This window comes from Phyllobacterium chamaecytisi, from assembly GCF_020164455.1.
GTDB classification, from domain to species: Bacteria; Pseudomonadota; Alphaproteobacteria; order Rhizobiales; family Rhizobiaceae; genus Phyllobacterium; species Phyllobacterium chamaecytisi.
Map to the genome: position 1 here is coordinate 36330 of NZ_JAIQWW010000010.1, position 16990 is coordinate 53319.

Annotated in this window: 13 protein-coding genes and 1 pseudogene; 8 read left to right on the forward strand and 6 right to left on the reverse strand. The window is 57.4% G+C overall.

Annotated elements, in window-relative coordinates:
• Positions 1 to 54 precede the first annotated feature (54 nt).
• From LB462_RS16370 to LB462_RS16380, 3 genes are all read right to left on the reverse strand, one after another.
• Positions 55 to 906 carry a transporter substrate-binding domain-containing protein gene (locus tag LB462_RS16370; protein WP_224510092.1) on the reverse strand — a complete coding sequence of 284 codons (852 nt, stop codon included), beginning with the start codon at positions 904 to 906 and terminating at the stop codon, positions 55 to 57.
• A gap of 66 nt (positions 907 to 972) precedes the next feature.
• Positions 973 to 2649 (reverse strand): M28 family peptidase, encoded by a 1677-nt coding sequence (locus tag LB462_RS16375; RefSeq protein WP_224510096.1) that lies wholly within the window; start codon positions 2647 to 2649, stop codon positions 973 to 975.
• Positions 2642 to 4066, reverse strand: a complete 1425-nt coding sequence (locus LB462_RS16380) for a M20 family metallopeptidase (RefSeq protein ID WP_224510099.1) — start codon at positions 4064 to 4066, stop codon at positions 2642 to 2644. Before LB462_RS16380 ends, LB462_RS16375 begins: the two co-directional genes overlap by 8 nt.
• Before the next feature lie 165 nt (positions 4067 to 4231).
• On the opposite strand from LB462_RS16380, the gene LB462_RS16385 reads away from it, so the two are divergent.
• From LB462_RS16385 to LB462_RS16400, 4 genes and pseudogenes are all read left to right on the forward strand, one after another.
• The gene (locus tag LB462_RS16385) at positions 4232 to 4864 is read left to right on the forward strand and encodes a GntR family transcriptional regulator (protein WP_224510101.1); all 633 of its coding nucleotides are present in this window, start codon (positions 4232 to 4234) and stop codon (positions 4862 to 4864) included.
• Between the two features lie 72 nt (positions 4865 to 4936).
• Positions 4937 to 5251: an ArsR/SmtB family transcription factor gene (locus tag LB462_RS16390; protein ID WP_224510104.1), complete on the forward strand. Its 315-nt coding sequence runs from the start codon at positions 4937 to 4939 to the stop codon at positions 5249 to 5251.
• Positions 5248 to 5604, forward strand: coding sequence for an SRPBCC family protein (locus LB462_RS16395; protein ID WP_224510107.1), 357 nt, complete (start codon positions 5248 to 5250; stop codon positions 5602 to 5604). The genes LB462_RS16390 and LB462_RS16395 overlap by 4 nt, the downstream gene beginning before the upstream one ends.
• A gap of 38 nt (positions 5605 to 5642) precedes the next feature.
• Positions 5643 to 6273, forward strand: a pseudogene (locus tag LB462_RS16400) (ATP-dependent Clp protease proteolytic subunit).
• Between the two features lie 367 nt (positions 6274 to 6640).
• Here LB462_RS16400 and LB462_RS16405 read toward each other — a convergent pair.
• The 3 genes from LB462_RS16405 to LB462_RS16415 all read right to left on the reverse strand — a co-directional run bounded on the left by LB462_RS16405 (position 6641) and on the right by LB462_RS16415 (position 11397).
• Positions 6641 to 8473, reverse strand: coding sequence for an SLC13 family permease (locus LB462_RS16405; RefSeq protein ID WP_224510110.1), 1833 nt, complete (start codon positions 8471 to 8473; stop codon positions 6641 to 6643).
• Between the two features lie 128 nt (positions 8474 to 8601).
• A complete protein-coding gene (locus tag LB462_RS16410) occupies positions 8602 to 9810 on the reverse strand; it encodes a M20/M25/M40 family metallo-hydrolase (RefSeq protein WP_224510113.1) in 1209 nt (402 codons plus the stop codon).
• 36 nt (positions 9811 to 9846) lie between these two features.
• Positions 9847 to 11397, reverse strand: a complete 1551-nt coding sequence (locus LB462_RS16415) for an AbgT family transporter (protein WP_224510116.1) — start codon at positions 11395 to 11397, stop codon at positions 9847 to 9849.
• A gap of 622 nt (positions 11398 to 12019) precedes the next feature.
• Between LB462_RS16415 and LB462_RS16420 the strand changes: the two genes are divergently transcribed.
• The 4 genes from LB462_RS16420 (at position 12020) to LB462_RS16435 (ending at position 16976) form a co-directional block, all read left to right on the forward strand.
• Positions 12020 to 13696 carry an alpha/beta hydrolase gene (locus LB462_RS16420; protein WP_224510119.1) on the forward strand — a complete coding sequence of 559 codons (1677 nt, stop codon included), beginning with the start codon at positions 12020 to 12022 and terminating at the stop codon, positions 13694 to 13696.
• 151 nt (positions 13697 to 13847) lie between these two features.
• A complete protein-coding gene (locus LB462_RS16425; protein ID WP_224510121.1) occupies positions 13848 to 14339 on the forward strand; it encodes a DUF1269 domain-containing protein in 492 nt (163 codons plus the stop codon).
• A 173-nt stretch (positions 14340 to 14512) separates the two neighbouring features.
• Positions 14513 to 15559, forward strand: a complete 1047-nt coding sequence (locus LB462_RS16430; protein ID WP_224510124.1) for an AI-2E family transporter — start codon at positions 14513 to 14515, stop codon at positions 15557 to 15559.
• A 265-nt stretch (positions 15560 to 15824) separates the two neighbouring features.
• A complete protein-coding gene (locus LB462_RS16435; RefSeq protein ID WP_224510126.1) occupies positions 15825 to 16976 on the forward strand; it encodes a helix-turn-helix domain-containing protein in 1152 nt (383 codons plus the stop codon).
• Positions 16977 to 16990 lie beyond the last annotated feature (14 nt).

Genomic DNA, 16990 nt, shown 5'->3' on the forward strand with positions numbered 1-16990 from the left:
CTTCACAAAGACGATTGAACGGCATATCTGTGCCCTACTCTTGAAACTGCGCGTTCAATTCCCGCTGAAAGTTGGCGTGAGATCGAGCTTGCTCCACTTTTCTGAAAGCGTCTTGATCACGCCTGCCTCAGCAGCAGATTTGATCGCAGCATCGAACTTTTCGCGAAGATCGGCCTCTCCCTTGCGCGTGCCAAGCGCCACTTCCGTTGCAAGCATGGCGCCTTTGATAAGAGGGCCAGACATCTGCAGATCCTCATTGCCTGGCTTGGCCAACATCGAGGTTGCGTATACGCCGCTGTCGAAACCCGCATCAATACGTCCTGCCTTCAGGTCGAGATCGCGTTCGGGTGAACTCTTATAGGTGCGGACCGTAACTGCATTGCCAAAATAGGATTGAATAAGCTGTTCCTGGCTCGTCGAGCCGACAACGCCAACAGACTTGCCCTTGAGCTCCTTGCCAATCTCGGCCATCACAGGATCGGCCTTGGGATGATCGTTAAGATTAAGGCGCGTGCCTGTCATGGGGAGCGCGGCAACCGTTCCATCTTTAAGAGTGAGGAAACTGGCAACGCCGCTCGCATAGGGAACCGTGAAGTCGACGACCTGCTTGCGCTTTTCGTTGATGCCGAGCGTCATGACGAGATCGAACTTCCCGGCGTTCAGACTGGGGATAAGGCTTGTCCATTCGCCGGTGATGAGCTCACATTCGACCTTGGCCCGCGTGCACAGGTCCTGGATCAGGTCGACATCGAAGCCCGACAATTTACCCCCGGAGTCAATCATGTTCCAGGGCGGAAAGGCACCTTCGATCCCCACTTTGACATGGGTCCAGTCCTTGGCGTTTGCCGCCGTACCCGTTAATGACAAGGCGGCGGCTATGATGGCCAACAGCAATTTCTTCTTCATCTTTATTCCCCTTATTTTGGACGCCACAAGGCCTCGTTTTTTTCGCGAACTGTTGTCAGGCCGCGTTCAGATCAGCACCGCCTCCAGTTCCGCATTGGCTTCCCGCAAGGCATGGGAAATGCGATTGCGCGTTTGACGCGCGTGCACGACATAAAACGGCAGCTCGGCCGAACCTTGCGGATGCCGCGCAAGTTGCCTGATCCCCTCCAATGATGGCCAGGCCGGATGCGGCAACGCTGAATCGTGATGGAAGCGTTCGCCGGTCGTATAGTTGAGCGGGACAAGCCGTCGCGATGCGCGCATGAGCGCGGCATTGATCCGCGAAGCGTTGGCATCCGTGGCGGTCTTCGACGTCGCAAGCAGGCTTGCCGCATTGTCCCGGAGAGCTGACACACCAGTTTGGAGCGCGCTGATATCCAACCTATCGCCGAGCTGTTGCTCGAGGTGCGCGATTTCGTCAGAGAAAGCACCGGCGTAAGCCGTATAATCATAAGGCAGGATACGAGACGTCAGCAGCTGTCGCAGAACCCGAAGAACGATACTCGTATCGCGAACAAGGTTCTTCGGATCGATATGCTCCATCGTGTCATGCGGCGTATGCCACCACCAGCCGAGCGCCGTCAACATCTTCACAGGTCCCGGCGGCTGATGGCTTAGACTTCCGAACATCGAAGGAATGCCAATACCCCAGAAAGACTGGTCAGCAGCCCGGCCATGGCGACGCCCGGCATGTTTCTGGCCGCTGATGGCTTCGACTGCATCGAAAGCCACTGCCTTCAACTCATCGACCACACCTGAATTGGTGAGCACGCTTGCTCCGTCACCGCCCGTCGAGTCCACATTGACGTGGGCGATACAGCGCTGCTCCAGCTCGCTCCAGTACTCATCCGCATACCATGCCGAACCTGAATAGCGCCCATGCGAGTGGCCCGACCAGAAGCAGATGCGGAGCCCTCTGCGCCATTCGCCGCGATGAGCGGCCAGCAGGCGCGCAGCCTCCAGCATCGTCGCATTGGCGCCGCCATTATCCATGACGCCGTAGTGCCATGTGTCGTGATGGCCCGAGAAAAGCACGAACGGCTCATCTGCTTGGGCGGCCAAGGAACTCAATTCGGCGACCAGCAGAGGTGTTTTGCGCCAGCCGGTATCGACCTCGGTCTGCATGGAGACATTGACCGCCTCCCCCAGTTCGCAGCGCGTGCGCAGTTCCGCCCCTTCATCATTCGGTATGGAACAGATGACCGTTGACGGGAGATTTGGGCGTGTATGCTGTGAGGGGCTGCCCCACACAGGCGACACGCACATTTCGTAGAGATGTTCGTTGGGACTAATATGAAGCTGGCCGATCGCCCCGGCGGCGCTGGCAAGCGCAGCAACCTCTTCAGTCGCTATGCCATCGACAAGGACGACTTTTCCGGAAACTTTCGTAGCGCTGAACTTTGCCGCTGTGCCTTCGCCCACGTAGACCAGTTCAGCCGAAACGCCAGGCGTGGAAACGGACATCGAATGGGTGATGCAGGGCAGCATCCTGCCACCCACAATGACACGTGCCCTGCCCGGCAAGCTGATAAAGGCATCGTGCTGGGCAAGCTGGGTGTTATAGCCATACCCCTGCATCTGCGCCTGCAGATAGCGGAAGCTTTCAAGTTCTTCAGCCGTACCGGACAGTTTTACTCTGCGCGAAAACTCGCGAATATGGTGCATCAGTTTGTCCGTGTCCGGTTCAAAGCCTGTCTCAGACATCCGTATTCTCCGGCAATGGCGGCTCGACGTCATCCGGTATGGGATTGATGAACGGCGTCCCATCCAGACGCTGCCGATGGTCGGCCCTGGCGGCTTCGATGAAATTCGGGTTGGCAAGGAGCTCGATGGCTGTCGCGGCCATCACTTTCGCCGCATGTTCCATGCCCTTGTGCGCCGCAGGAAGCTTGCCTTGGGCCACCAGCTGCCATGAATGTCCCGGGGTGCCGATGGCATAGGTCGCCCCGCGCATCTGCACGGTAGGGACGACCCAGCTCACTGTTCCTACATCCGTCGAGCCGACGATTGATCCGTCGCCGCTTTCGGGAGGGAAAATGCTGTCACACAGCGCCTGGCCCTTCTTGGGCATGACGTTAAACCGCTTGTAGGAGGATACGATGTCCTCTTGCGAGAACGTTTCCTGAAATTTCCGCGCAGTCGCATGATCGGCTTCGTTGAAATCCGGCGGGCCGAGGCGCTCCAGCTGCGAATGCATCAAGGCTTCGAGCGGCGTGTTGCCGACAAGATTGGCATCGCCACTGATAATGCGGCTGCGTACGGTGGTTTCGGTCATGAGAGCCGCGCCATCCGCGACCTTCTTGACCCGCGCAACAAGGCTGTTGAGTTCGGGCAGGTCACGCGCCCGCACCAGATAACGTACCGTTGCCCGGGCCTGAACGACATTCGGTGCGGAGCCACCCGTGTCGGTAACGGCATAGTGGATACGTGCGCTCGATGGCATATGCTCACGCATGTAGTTCACACCGACATTCATCAATTCGACAGCATCCAAAGCGCTGCGACCCAGATGCGGCGTTGCCGAGGCGTGCGACGCACGGCCGCTGAAATGGAAATTGATTTCGTTGCAGGCAAGCGAGATTGGATTGTTCACACCGGCAAAGGCCGCTGGATGCCAGGAAATTGCAATGTCGACGTCGTCGAACACGCCGGCACGCACCATGAAGCCCTTGGCCGAGCCGCCCTCTTCAGCGGGACAGCCGTAGTAACGTACGCGCCCCTTCAGTCGGTTTTTCGCCAGATAGGCCTTGACCGCAGCCGCCGCCAGCATCGATCCCGACCCGAGAAGGTTGTGGCCACAGCCATGGCCATTCCCGCCTTCGACCATTGGCCGCTCTTCGGCCAGTCCTGCAACCTGGCTGAGGCCGGGGAGCGCGTCGAATTCGCCGAGAATGGCGATGATTGGTCCGCCTTCTCCTGCTTCGCCCATGACTGCCGTCGGCAGATTGGCGATACCGCGGGTGACGCGAAACCCTTCCTTCTCCAGCAGATGGGCGTGCTCTTCCGACGAGCGGTATTCTTCGTAGTTCGTCTCTGGCATCTCCCATATGCGATCGCTCAATTCAAAGAACGCATCGCGCTTGGCTTCGACGATTTCCCAGACTTCTCCCGAATTTCTCATGATGTCCCGATTGGCTGTTTTATGATAGTAACCAAAATTGGAACCAATTTAGACTCAAATATTTTTTACGCAACCTCTGGGTAAAATTATTTGTCTGGCGTACATCTCGTAAGGGACAACGGCCCTAAAGAGATATGCATTTCGATGGAATATGGGGAAAGACGCATGAGTGAAGCGAAAGCGAAAACAAGGTCACAGCTCAAAGTCGTCGATGTTACCGATTTGATCCTGCACGATATTCTTGCTGGCGTGCTCGCTCCGGGCGTGTGGCTGAAACAGATCGATCTCGAACAGCGCTACCAGAGCACCAGACCGGAAGTGCGGCGTGCACTCGACAGGCTAGTACAAAGACGTCTGGTCGAACATGTTCCCAATCGCGGTTACCACGTGTTCGAGCCCGATGGCCGCCAGGCAATGGAAGTGAGCGACATTCGTGTCATCCTTGAAACGGCGGTCGCGGACAAGATCATTGCCAATGCCTCCGAACTGACGACGAAAAAGCTCCGCGACCTTGCACACCGTTTTGACGATCTCATCATGAACGGAACGATGATCGAGCTTTACGAAGCCAATCTCGCCTTCCACCGCGAATTGCTTGCGCTTTGCGGCAACAGCGAACTGGTGAACCTTGTTACCGAAATCCGCCAAAGGACGTCGTCGGCGCCGGTGTCACAGTGGAAAACACGCGCACGGATTGAACAATCGTCGCGGGAGCATCACCAGATGATCGATGCTCTGGCAGCGAAGGATATCGAAGAACTGAAACGTGTGACCGTAATGCACATCAGGCAGATGTAAACGGCTGCGCTCTGTCACATTTTGATATTGTCCCTGTTGCAAATCATATAAGTCTGTGCTTATGTATTTTGCATGAGTGAACCGGAATTTTTCAAGGCGCTGGCCGACCCGACAAGACGTGCCGTCTTCGAACGGCTGGCCGATGGCGAGATGAACGCCACGGACTTGCGGCAGGGATTTGACCTGTCGCAGCCGGCCATGTCGCAACATCTGGCTGTCCTGCGCACGGCTGGACTGATCGCAGAACAGAAACATGGCAGGAATGTTCTCTATCGGATCAATCCCGATGGCGTAGCGCGCATCCATCAATGGCTTAGCCGCTACAATGCGTTCTGGCCAAGCCGTGTGGATGACCTGAAGCAGCTTCTCAAGGAGATGGATCAATGACACGCAACACCGATGCGAGCGTAAATCTCACTTATGAACTGGAGGCTGCTCCATCTAAAGTGTGGCGAGCTTTGACCGTACCGGAGTATGTATCGCAATGGCTGAAGCGACCCGAGGGCAAGAACGACGCTCCGGAGAAAAGTACGCTGGAGCCACCCTTCGAACTCCATCTGATTTCCGCCGATCCTGATACGCGCGTGCGCTATAGAATCAGGGACAACGATGCCATCAGTGTCGTGACATTCCAAATCGGGGCGAATGGTACTGGCGGCACGACCTTCAGCATTGTGCATGAACTTGCGATGAGCGCCGCCAACGGCAATTGCCAGAAACCTCTGCGCGCAGCAGCCTAAAAAGTACAACCCGGAACACCACTGAAAGGAGTTCGCCTATGCGCGACATGATGCAACTCGTCCCTATGGTCGTGGAACAATCCAGCCGCGGCGAACGATCATTCGATATTTACTCGCGCTTGCTACGTGAACGCATCGTGTTCCTGAATGGTGAGGTCGAGGATCAAATGGCAGCACTCATCTGCGCGCAATTGCTGTTTCTGGAATCGGAAAGCCCCGCGAAGCCGGTTTCAATGTACATAAACTCGCCCGGCGGGGTCATCACCAGTGGTCTGGCGATCTACGACACGATGCAGTTCATCACATGCCCCGTCGCAACGTTGTGCATGGGAACTGCACGGTCCATGGGTTCTTTCCTCCTGATGGCGTGAACCCGGTCACCGCACTGCATTGGCCAATTCAAGTCTTCATGTGCATCAGCCACTCGGCGGATTCCAGGGACAGGCCTCGGACATTTTCATCCATGCGGAAGAAATGCGCCAAACCAAGCACCGAATGATCAGCCTCTACGCGCAGCATTGCGGGCGCTCGTTCGAGGATGTGGAAAAGACATTGGATCGAGATCATTTCATGACGGCGGAGGAAGCCAGAAAATGGGGCCTTGTTGACACGGTTCTGTCAAAGCGGCCTGGGGTTGAGCTCCCTCCTGCCGGCAGGCCCTTTGATTGATCCCCAATGCGGATATACAGCGCGGGTGTGAGAAGTGGCTTGGGGCTTGCAATCTTACCCGAGTACTGCATTGCCGCGAGAACTCTTCGGCGGTGATGTCACCAAGATGCTTCAGGACTACCGGGTGCCAAAACGCGAAATCACAGCGCTTATTCCTCACGGAGCCCGATTGCCCTACAATCAAGGTGATACTGGATTATTTGAATTCCCGGCTTCCCGATGGAGCGACCGGTTAATCATTCCTGGAAGACTGCTACCAGCCCTCCCCGCCTCGCCGCTATTACTGTCGGGCGACATTTTGGATTTTGCCTACGCCTTCGATTTCAACGAACAGCCGATCGCCATCGCCCATCGTCAAAACCTCTTATCAGAAACGCCAGATCAGGGGCACGATGAAGACAGAAACCACAAAAAACCAGATCAGCAGTGGCAAGCCGAGCTTCCAGTAATCGCTGAAAGCGTAGCCGCCCGGCCCCATCACCATCAGGTTGGTGGGCGTGGCGATGGGCGTCAGGAACGCCGCTGCCGCCGCCACCGCCGTGCTCATGAGCACGGGACGGGGCGAAATGCCCATTGCCGTTGCAGCCGCCACACCGATCGGGATGACGATCAGAGCCGTTGCCGTGTTGCTGATGAGCTGGCCCATGATCGCAGTCAGGATGAACAAGCCAGCAAGCAGCGCTACCGGTCCGGCATCGCCGACGAGATTGACAAGATGTTCCGCCATCAGCTTTGCCGCTCCGGTTTCCACCATCGCGGTGGAAAGTGGCATCATCGCGCCCACGAGGATGACCGTCGTCCAGCCAATCGCACGATAGGCCTGCTCCACATTCATGATGCCTGACAACACGATCGCACCGGCAGCAAGCAGTCCGGATACCGCCGGCGGCACAATGCCGGTCGCAAGAAGCAAGACCATTGCAGTCAAGATGATGATGGCCTGGCGCGCGCCCGGGCCCATGGGAACGGCCTGACGACGTACCAGTTCGGGTGAATTGACGACCAGAACGTCTGGATCGTCGAGGTGAACGTCAAGAGCTTTCCAGGTTCCCTGCAGCAGCATGGTGTCACCCGCTTGCAGCTCGATACCACCTGCGCCCTTGGCTTTGATGGCGGCGGTTTCCAAACCTGGGCGCTGCACCGCCAGAACGATCAGATCTCCACTTTCGGTGACCATGCCGGGGAAAACTTTTTCCCCGATAAGACCCGAGCGTGGCGGGATGACGACTTCAGCAAGCCCGGAGCTGCGATTGAACAGCGTGTCCTCGCCTTGCCCGGCCGCCTTCTCATCCCGAAACGCAAGATGCATCTGGGCCGCGAATGCCGCGGCCGCGTCACCTTCACCGCGTATCAGAAGATGGTCTCCCTCAGCGACCAGGGGCCTGCGCAGCGGCCCGGCCGTTTCGCCCTCCTGTATGGCGACCAGCTGCAGCCCCGGATGCGCGGATAGAGCGACTTCAGATGATGGCACGCCGACAAAAGGTGAGCTTGCCCGGACCCGCAATTGGTAGATTCCGCTGGCGAGCCCATATTGCTCGACCAGGGTTTTGGCGTGGCGGCTAAAATCGGCTGGCATGGTGGCGCCGTTGCGCTCGGGAAGCAGCTGTTTTCCGAACAGCACGATGATGGCCATGGTTCCTGCCAAAAGTGGCACGCCCACAAGCGCGAATTCGAAGAAGCCGAAGCCGCCGAACCCCGCGTCAAGCCCGGCTTCGGAAACCAGCACGTTTACCGGCGTTCCGGTCAGCGCAAGCATGGAGCCAGCATGCGCGGAGAAAACCAGCGGCATGAGCAATTGCGACGAATTACGCTTGAGGCGGACGGCAATAACAACCACTACGGGAAGCAGCGCTGCGACAGCGCCGTTGACGCTGATCAGGGCGGTCAGCAGCGAAACCAGCCCCATCTTCAGCAGCAAAAGCCGCGTCCGGCTTTCTTCGCCAGCACCACGGATGAGCAACTGCCCGGCCCAGGCGGTGACTCCGGTTACCTCCAGCCCGGAGCTGACGACAAAGAGTGACGCAATGAAGACCACCGCCGGATCACCGAAGCCACCAAGCGCCTGGTTAATCGTCAGCACGCCGGTCGCCCACAGGGCCAATGCGGTCAGCATGGCCACAACGACAACTGGCAATTTGTTCCAGACGAACAGGACGACGGCAACGGCTATAATGGCGGCGGTGTATGCTATCGGGCTCAATCGCTCAATTCCTCATTTGGCCCTGACCGGGCTTTTTAGTCGCCCAGCAGTTTGGCCGTCGATGCCTGCTGACATCCGAGTTTTTCCTTCACGGATGGCTCCGGCCGTCAGACGGCCTCGCAGGACTATCAGTCATCAAGCGTCGCCATGAGCACGCCGATACGGCAGCCCTTTTCAAACTCCGGAAGGTTTACATACTCCTTGATGGTATGAATCTCGGCCTGGCCGGAACCGATGGTAATGGTGGGAACGCCATGCTTGTCGAGCCAGTTGGCGTCCAGGCCGCCATTGGAGAATACCAAGACTGGCTCGATGCCGAGCGTCTTGAGCGCCTTGGTCGCACGCTGTACGATCGGAGTGTCCTTGCCGAGTTCGAACGGTGGATAGGAAGTCACATGGCTGAATTTCAGCTCCGCAGTGTCGCCCGCGTCATCGGTGACCTCACTTTGCGCTTTGATGAACGCTTCTTCGTAACCTTTGGCGATCTTCGTCGCGAAGGTGGATTCGGGACTGCGGGCCTCGCCCTTGATGAAGGCATAGTCGGTCACGACGTTGGTCGCGTCGCCTGCGGGTTTGTTGTCCTTGCCGCCGAAGATACCGACATTGCTCGTGCCGCGACCGTCTGACTTGACAACCTTGCCGAACCAGCCGGCCCGGCGTGCTTCGGCAAGAGCCATCGCACCGACCATCGTTGCCGATATGCCCTTTTCCGGCGCAACGCCGGCATGCGAGGCGCGCCCGGTGATTTCCGCTTCCCAATTCTCCTGGCCGACAGCGCCGATGATCAGATCGGATGCCATCTGGCCATCGACATTGATGCACATGACCGCGCCGCCGAGATCGGCCGGATTAAGTTCCCGCGCACCATGCAGCCCGCTTTCCTCGCGCACGGTGAACAGCAGCGTGATCGGCGGATGCGGCAGCTTGTTCTTGATAAGAGTTTCGGCGACGACGACGAGAACCGCGACGCCAGTCCGGGCATCGCCGCCAAGCGCGGTGGTGCCGTCCGAGACGATACGGTCCCCCTCGCGGCGCGGCTTTGCCCCTGCGCAGAGCGGCACGGTGTCGAGGTGCGTGGAAAAGAGAAGCCGCGGTCCTGGCCGAGTTCCGGGCAGATCAACGATCAGATTGCCCGTTTCGGTCGGGAGCGGAATACGTTTGTTGGCCTCGTCAAAACGAATGGCCGACTCCGGCACGCCGACCTTCTTCAGAGCGTCGCTGACCGCAGCGGCAATGTTGGCTTCTTGTCCGGTGACGCCCTCGACCGAGAGGAAACGCATCAGGTGATCTTCCGCCGCCGCGACATCAAGGGGAATAGAGTTGCTCATGACATCCATCCGATCATTTTGTTGTAATCGCTAAGATAGCGTTCGTCACAGGCCCCACGGCAGCCCGAGGGCCTTCCAGACGGCAAACAGAGCCGTCCACAGCACGAATATCAAAACGACATAGGGGAGCATCAGCGAGACTATGGTGCCGACGCCTGCGGACTTGTCGTATTTCTGGGCGAAGCCGACGACGAGTGCAAAATAGGCGTTGAGCGGGGTGATCGCGTTCATTGGCGAGTCACCAACGCGATAGGCTGCAAGGACTGCCTCCGGCTCGACCCCGAGCTTCATCAGCAGCGGCACGAAGACGGGAGCGAAGATCGCCCACTTTGCAATTGCGCCGGTCAGCAACAGATCGATGATCGCGACAACGACGATAAAGCCAATCAGCAGTGGCAGGGCCCCGATATTTGCCGCCTGGAGCGCACCGGAAAGGCTGAGCGCCATGACCGTGCCTATGTTGGTGTAGGTAAAATAGGCGACGAACTGGCTGAGGACGAAGAACAGGAAGATGGTACCGCCCATATTCTTGATCGATTTCTCGATGGCAGCGATCACCTCCGACAGTGTCCGCAAGGTGCCGGCGCCGATGCCGTAGGTCCACCCTGTCACCAGAAAGAGGAGCATGATGAGCGCGATCAGGCCGTTCATGAATGGGGAACTGCCAATCAGCTCGCCGGTTTCAGGATTGCGCAACGGCGCGCCACTGGGAAGCGTCAACAGCAGGAACACCACCACCAGACCGATGAGCCCGTAGAGTGCAAACCGCAATCCGCGTGACTCCTGCTCGCTCAGCACGGCCCCCTGATCTGGAACAGCGCCGTCAGCTGCTGCCTCCGGCTTGTATTCCCCAAGCCGGGGCGAGATCATGCGGTCGGTGATGAATGCTATGAGGAAAGTGAGGAAGATCACGGACGCGATGGAGAACCAGACATTTGATGCCAGCCCGATCGATCGATTGGGATCGACCAGCCGTGCCGCATCGTTGGTGAATTCCACGAGGACTGCATCAAGTGGTTTAATCAGCATGTTGACGGTGAAAGCACCGGCAACTGCTGCAAAACCGAGCGCCAGACCAGCCAGCGGATGTCTTCCGACTGCCAGATAGGCGACGCCGGCGAGCGGTATAAGCACCAGATAACCGGCATCTGCTGCGATACTTGCAAGGATGCCCACGAAGGCCAGGATATAGGTCAGGGCCCAACGCGGTGAAACGATGACGAGCTTGCGTATCAGTGCCGTGACCAGACCGGACTCCTCTGCTACACCCGCGCCGATCATGGCGGCGATCATCAGCCCCACCGCCGTGAAACTCATGAAGTTGGGAATGAGCGAGGAGTAGAGGAAGCGAATGCCTTCCACGTTCAGAAGGCTGCGTATTTCCGTTGAAGCGGTTTCGATCTCGTGGGTGTCCGGATTGATGCGCTCAAAGCTGACCGCCGCCCCGAAGGCACCGAGAATGGCAGACAGGACGATAACAATGCCAATCAGGATGAGGAAGATGATGACGGGATGGGGAACCATGTTTCCCACTCTCTCGACACCGTCCAGCAGCCTTTGCATCACGGTCTTTGGCGCGGTATTGGCAGTGGTCATTTCATGTCTCCCGTTAAGCCAACGGATTACGCCGAGTTGTTCGAATGACACCAAGGTGAGATGGCGCGGTTTCCTGGGCTTTGCTCAATCTGTGGTCGCCAAGACGACAAGCCATGGCCGACGGCGCCCTCCCGCTACATCCCGCCAAAGCATCGTAGAGATCGTTCGTGGGTGAACCGCCAATCATCGGATCAGGTACCCGATGCTGGCTCCCCTTTCAGGTATCGCGCTTGCAAGCGACAGGCGGAAAGATGAAACTGAAACACCTCCTCTATCCCTATGTGAGGTCACCAATTTCGCGGCGTGCGACAAGCGCCGCAAGCGCAATGATGCGAATATAGTGGTGCTCCAATTATCTGTGATAGGCATGGAATCCCAAAAACAAGCTCTCAGTTCAAATTTCCCGTATTTCCTGCCGTGACCGCACCGAGGGTATCTCGCCTGTGCCAAGATCGCCTATTAATTGGCCATCGCCTCAACAACGAATAATTGACGACTGGATAGTTAGTATGACCGTGACACCAGTTGGAAATTGACATCACTCTTCAACAAGACAGGGTGTCTATGCATTGCGTCACTGCGGTCGACTTCAAACTGCCATCTCTCTTCGATGGGGAATCCGATGAAAGCTTATATTTCAGTCTTGGCAAAGTCGTTCTCCGCCATTGGTCTGCTTGTCGGTATTCTCTTCTTTGCCGCATCCCTTACGCCGAGCCTCATGCCACGCTCTTTCCTGGTTCAGGGTGCGCTCTCCGGGTTTTGTGCAGCGCTCGGCTATGGCGTGGGTGTAGCAGCGGTGTGGCTCTGGCGCTATCTGGAAATTCCAGTTCCAAGCGCGCGGGGTCAGAAAGCGGCCAAATGGATTGCTGTCATCCTGTGTATCGGAACCGCCGGCGTTTTTCTGTGGAAGGCCGCCGAATGGCAAAACACCGTGCGGAGCCTCATGGGACTTGGGCCGGTCGAAAGCGTGGAACCAATTGAACTTGCAGCTATTGCGCTCGGTATTTTTCTGGTGGTCATTCTGCTCGCCCGCCTCTTCAAGCGGACATTCCGGCTTTTCTCGCACTGGCTGAACCGCCTCGTGCCGCGCCGTGTTTCCAAGGTCATCGGCGGTGTTCTGGCGGTAGTACTCTTCTGGTCGGTGGCGCAGGGCGTCCTGTTCAAGGTCGTCTTGCGTATGGTCGACACATCCTTTCGCGAACTCGATGCCAGGATCGATGACGGCTCGGTACGCCCCTCGGATCCCACAAAACCTGGCGGTCCAGGCTCGGTCCTCGACTGGCAGGACCTCGGGCGGCAAGGGCGCGCGTTTATCGCATCTGGACCTACCGGTGCGCAGATCGGCAGTTTCTTCAACGCAAAAGCGCTGGATCCCGTTCGTGTCTATGTCGGGTTGAATTCCGCGGAAACGGTCGATGAACGAGCGCGCCTCGCGCTTGAAGAATTGAAGCGTGATGGCGGGTTCGAACGAGCGGCGTTGATTGTCATCGTTCCCACGGGAACAGGATGGGTCGATCCGGAGGGTATCGACACGGTCGAGTACCTACATCATGGCGATATCGCCAGCGTCGCCGTGCAATATTCCTATCTCAGCAGTTGGTTATCCTTGCTTGTGGAACCGGGCTACGGCGCCGAAGCAGGCCAGGCGCTGTTTCGCGAAGTATACCGCCACTGGACTACGCTCCCGCGTGACAGCCGACCCAAACTGTACTTGTATGGCCTGAGCCTCGGCGCGATGAACTCCGAACTTTCAGCCCATCTCTACGATATTATCGGCGATCCTTTCCAAGGCGCCCTGTGGAGCGGTCCCCCTTTCCAGAGCACCATTTGGAACTCCGTGACGGCAAGCCGAAATCCTGGTTCGCCGGCATGGCTGCCGCGCTTCCGCGACGGTTCGATCATACGGTTCACCAACCAGAACAACGCGCTCGATATTCCCGGCGCCGTCTGGGGACCGCTTCGCATCGTCTATCTCCAATATGCCAGCGATCCTGTGACGTTCTTCGATTTTCACGCGCTCTATCGAGAGCCGGATTGGATGAAGACCCCGCGTGGTCCCGATGTCTCGCCAAGCCTCCGCTGGATTCCAGGGGTCACAATGCTGCAGCTCCTGTTCGACATGGCCATCGCCACGACCTCGCCGATGGGATACGGTCATGTCTACGCTCCGGAGCATTACATCGACGGCTGGGTTGCCGTTACCGCCCCGCAAAACATTGGGCCGGAAGATGTTTCTCGCCTGAAGGCATTTTTCTTCGAACGGTCGCGGAGCGCCGACAATCCGCCACCAAGCGATTGACCGCTTGTTCAATGTCCAGTCGCCCTTCGCAGGAAAAAGAAACACAATGCATAGCTGTGGGATTCATGGCTAATCTCTTCGACGTGTCGGGCACGATATAGTTTTTTGCAGCGCGTCCCAGCGTTAGTCACCCTAGAGAACCGGAGGCAACATGTCTGATCTTATCGTGATCGTCTATTCCACCGAACCCAAGGCCGAAGAGGTGCGCAATCGTCTCCTCGAACTCCAGAAAGAATATCTGATCACGCTTGGCGACGCTGTCATCGCCACAAAGACAGATGCGGGCAAAATCAAGCTCAACCAGTTGGTGAGCACGACAGCCGCCGGCGCGGTATCCGGCAGTTTCTGGGGTCTGCTGATTGGCGTCCTCTTTCTCAATCCGCTGATCGGCGCCGCAGTCGGCGCGGCATCTGGTGCCCTCGGCGGGGCATTGACGGATGTTGGCATAAACGACAACTTCATGAAGGATCTCGCAGCCAATATTCAGCCTGGAAATGCCGCCCTGTTCGTGCTCGTGCAGTCGATGACGGCTGACAAGGTCCTGAAGGACATTTCGCATTACGGCGGTGTTGTTCTCAAAACTTCGTTGGATGAAACCAAGGAGCAGGTTTTGCGCGACGCCTTGCAAAAGGCCACATCTTGACCTTAGACAGTAGGGCACAGTCCATGTGCTCACCCGCAGGACCCATCTTCCGGATCGTTATCGAGATGGTTTGCGGAGCCGACGGGCGAATGGCCGTGGTCCATTGGCCAGGGTCTTTGCCTTGCGCTTCCGGGTAGGCCGGGATCATTGGGTTTGGGGCGGGTAGGCAAGGCATGGCAGTTCAATATGCAAAACCGATGATCGGCTATCTCGCGACCGGCATCCTGGTTCTCGCGCTGCTTCGTTTCGGCCAAGCAATCTTCATACCGTTCGCCTTCTCCCTTTTCGTCATCGCCCTCGTTGCGCCACTCCAGATCAGGTTGCAGCGCTGGGTGCCCAAACTGCTTGCCCTGTTTGTGACGCTCTCTTCAACAATCTTCATCATCGTCGCCGTCGGATCCTCGGTGACGTGGGGTCTCAGCAGGCTTGGCCAATGGCTTTTCCTCAATGCCCGCAGATTCCAGGATGTCTATGTCCACTGGACCGACTGGCTGGAGGAACACGGCATTGCCATCGCAGGTCCACTCGCCGACCGTTTCGACGTGACATGGCTGGTGAGCTTTACCCAGGGGTTGGCCGGGCGCCTCAATAGTTTCGCGGGATTTGCCTTGCTGGTCTTTGTTTTCGTCATGCTCGGCCTCCTGGAAATAGAGGATTTCGCCAAGCGTCTTCGCTCTCCCGCGCTACAACCGCAGGGCATGAACATGCTCCATGCCAATCGCGAAATTTCAATGAAATTGCGCCGGTTCATGCTCGTGCGCACGTTTGCCAGCATCTTGACCGGGTTGATCGTCTGGGCATTCGCCTATTTCGCAGGCCTCGAACTGGCGGCTGCCTGGGGCGCAATTGCCTTCACCCTCAACTACATACCGTTCCTTGGACCGTTCGTAGCGACTGTCCTGCCGACGCTTTTTGCCATAGGCCAATTTGATTCCTGGCAGATGGCTCTGGCTGTCTTTGTCGGACTGAACCTGATCCAGTTTCTGATCGGCAGCTATCTTGAACCCCGTTTAACCGGCGCATCCTTGGCAATTTCGCCTTTCGCCGTCATTTTTTCGGTATTCTTCTGGAGCTTCATGTGGGGGGTGCCAGGCGCATTCATTGGCGTCCCCATTCTCATCGCGTTCCTTATCTACTGCGAGAAATCCTCCGTGGCGAAATGGATTGCCGTGTTGCTGTCGGCAAAGGCTTTTGACAATTCCGACAGAACTTCGACCTAATTTCGAACACCTTCAGGTAGAGAGACCACCGTTTGTGCAACTTGTTTCGTAACAGTTACGTACTGAACAGACCGCAATGGTTGTGCCACACTTTTGAAGTCGAGCATTTGTAACTGCGCGATACCTTATTCTTGTGGTTTTTTGGAGCAGCCATGCCTGTACTTCCCCCAACAAAATGGATCGAAGTACTACTATGCTCGTCTCTAACAATGAGACAGCGCCACCTATTTTGCACGTTGTTCCGGGTACGACAAATGGTGAAATCATGAACGCGCATGATCATATCGCGCCATCGGATATATCGCTCGATCGAAACTTTGCACACGCGGCAGCGGCATCTGCCATCAACTGCCCTCATCCCCAACCGAAGCGGTCGTCTTCCGGCGCATTCTCCATTCCCGCGTTCAAGTTCGATACCAGCGGCGTGCCGATTGACCATCAGTATGAATCGTGGCGCAAAAGCTTCTCATCGATGCTCGAGCTTGGCGAATGCAGGGACAGGTCCCGTGGCTTTGAAGGAAAGCAGACCGTCTGGGATCTCGGCAGCCTGGCATTCTCGCGGATCAGAACCGGCGCACTCGAGTTTGCAAGTGTCCCAGGTCACACACGCAGGGAAGCGCTCGATCACTGGGCATTGACCCTTCCACTCGACGGTTCGATCAGCACCGAGGGTCCGGCAGGAAGCTTTCAAGGCGGCGCCGGTATCGTCCAGGTCCATTCGCTGGGACGCTGGTTTGAGGGGAGTGTAACAGATAGCGACATGCTGGTGCTGTTTGTTCCCCGAGATTCCGATCCAGAAGTGGCTCGTGCCCTCAGTGCTTCCGAGTTCTCCACAGTCGACACCGCGATGGGACGGCTGCTGTCCGACTATTTCATCGGACTGGCCAAGCGGCTGCCAGCGGTCGAGGCGGACAATCTTCCTGAACTCGTTGGCGCGACGCAGGCGATGATCCGGGCCTGCCTGCTGCCATCTCCAGGCAACATCGAGGAGGCTCAGGCACCTATCGCCCGCGTGTTGCTCGAAAAGGCACGCCGCGTAGTGCAATCCAGATTGTTCGATCCATTGTTCAATGCCAAGGTCTTGCGGCGTGAACTCGCGATTTCACGCACCGGACTTTATCGAATGTTCGAGCCATTCGGTGGCGTGATGCATTACCTGCAGCACCAGCGGCTCCTCGATGCACACGCAGCATTGGCCGACCCGAACGACAAACGTCGTATCATCGAGATCGCTGAGCAGCGATGTTTCAGTGATGGCGCAGAGTTCAGCCGGGCATTCAAGAGGGAGTTCGGCTATACGCCAAGCGAAGTGAGAGCGGGCCGCAAGAGCAGTGTGCCGAGCAGGCCACCAGGCGAAATCTCCACCGCAGCTCCTGAAGAACGCCTCGGATTGCTGCTACGCCAGCTTCATGGTTGATCTGCACCAAACGA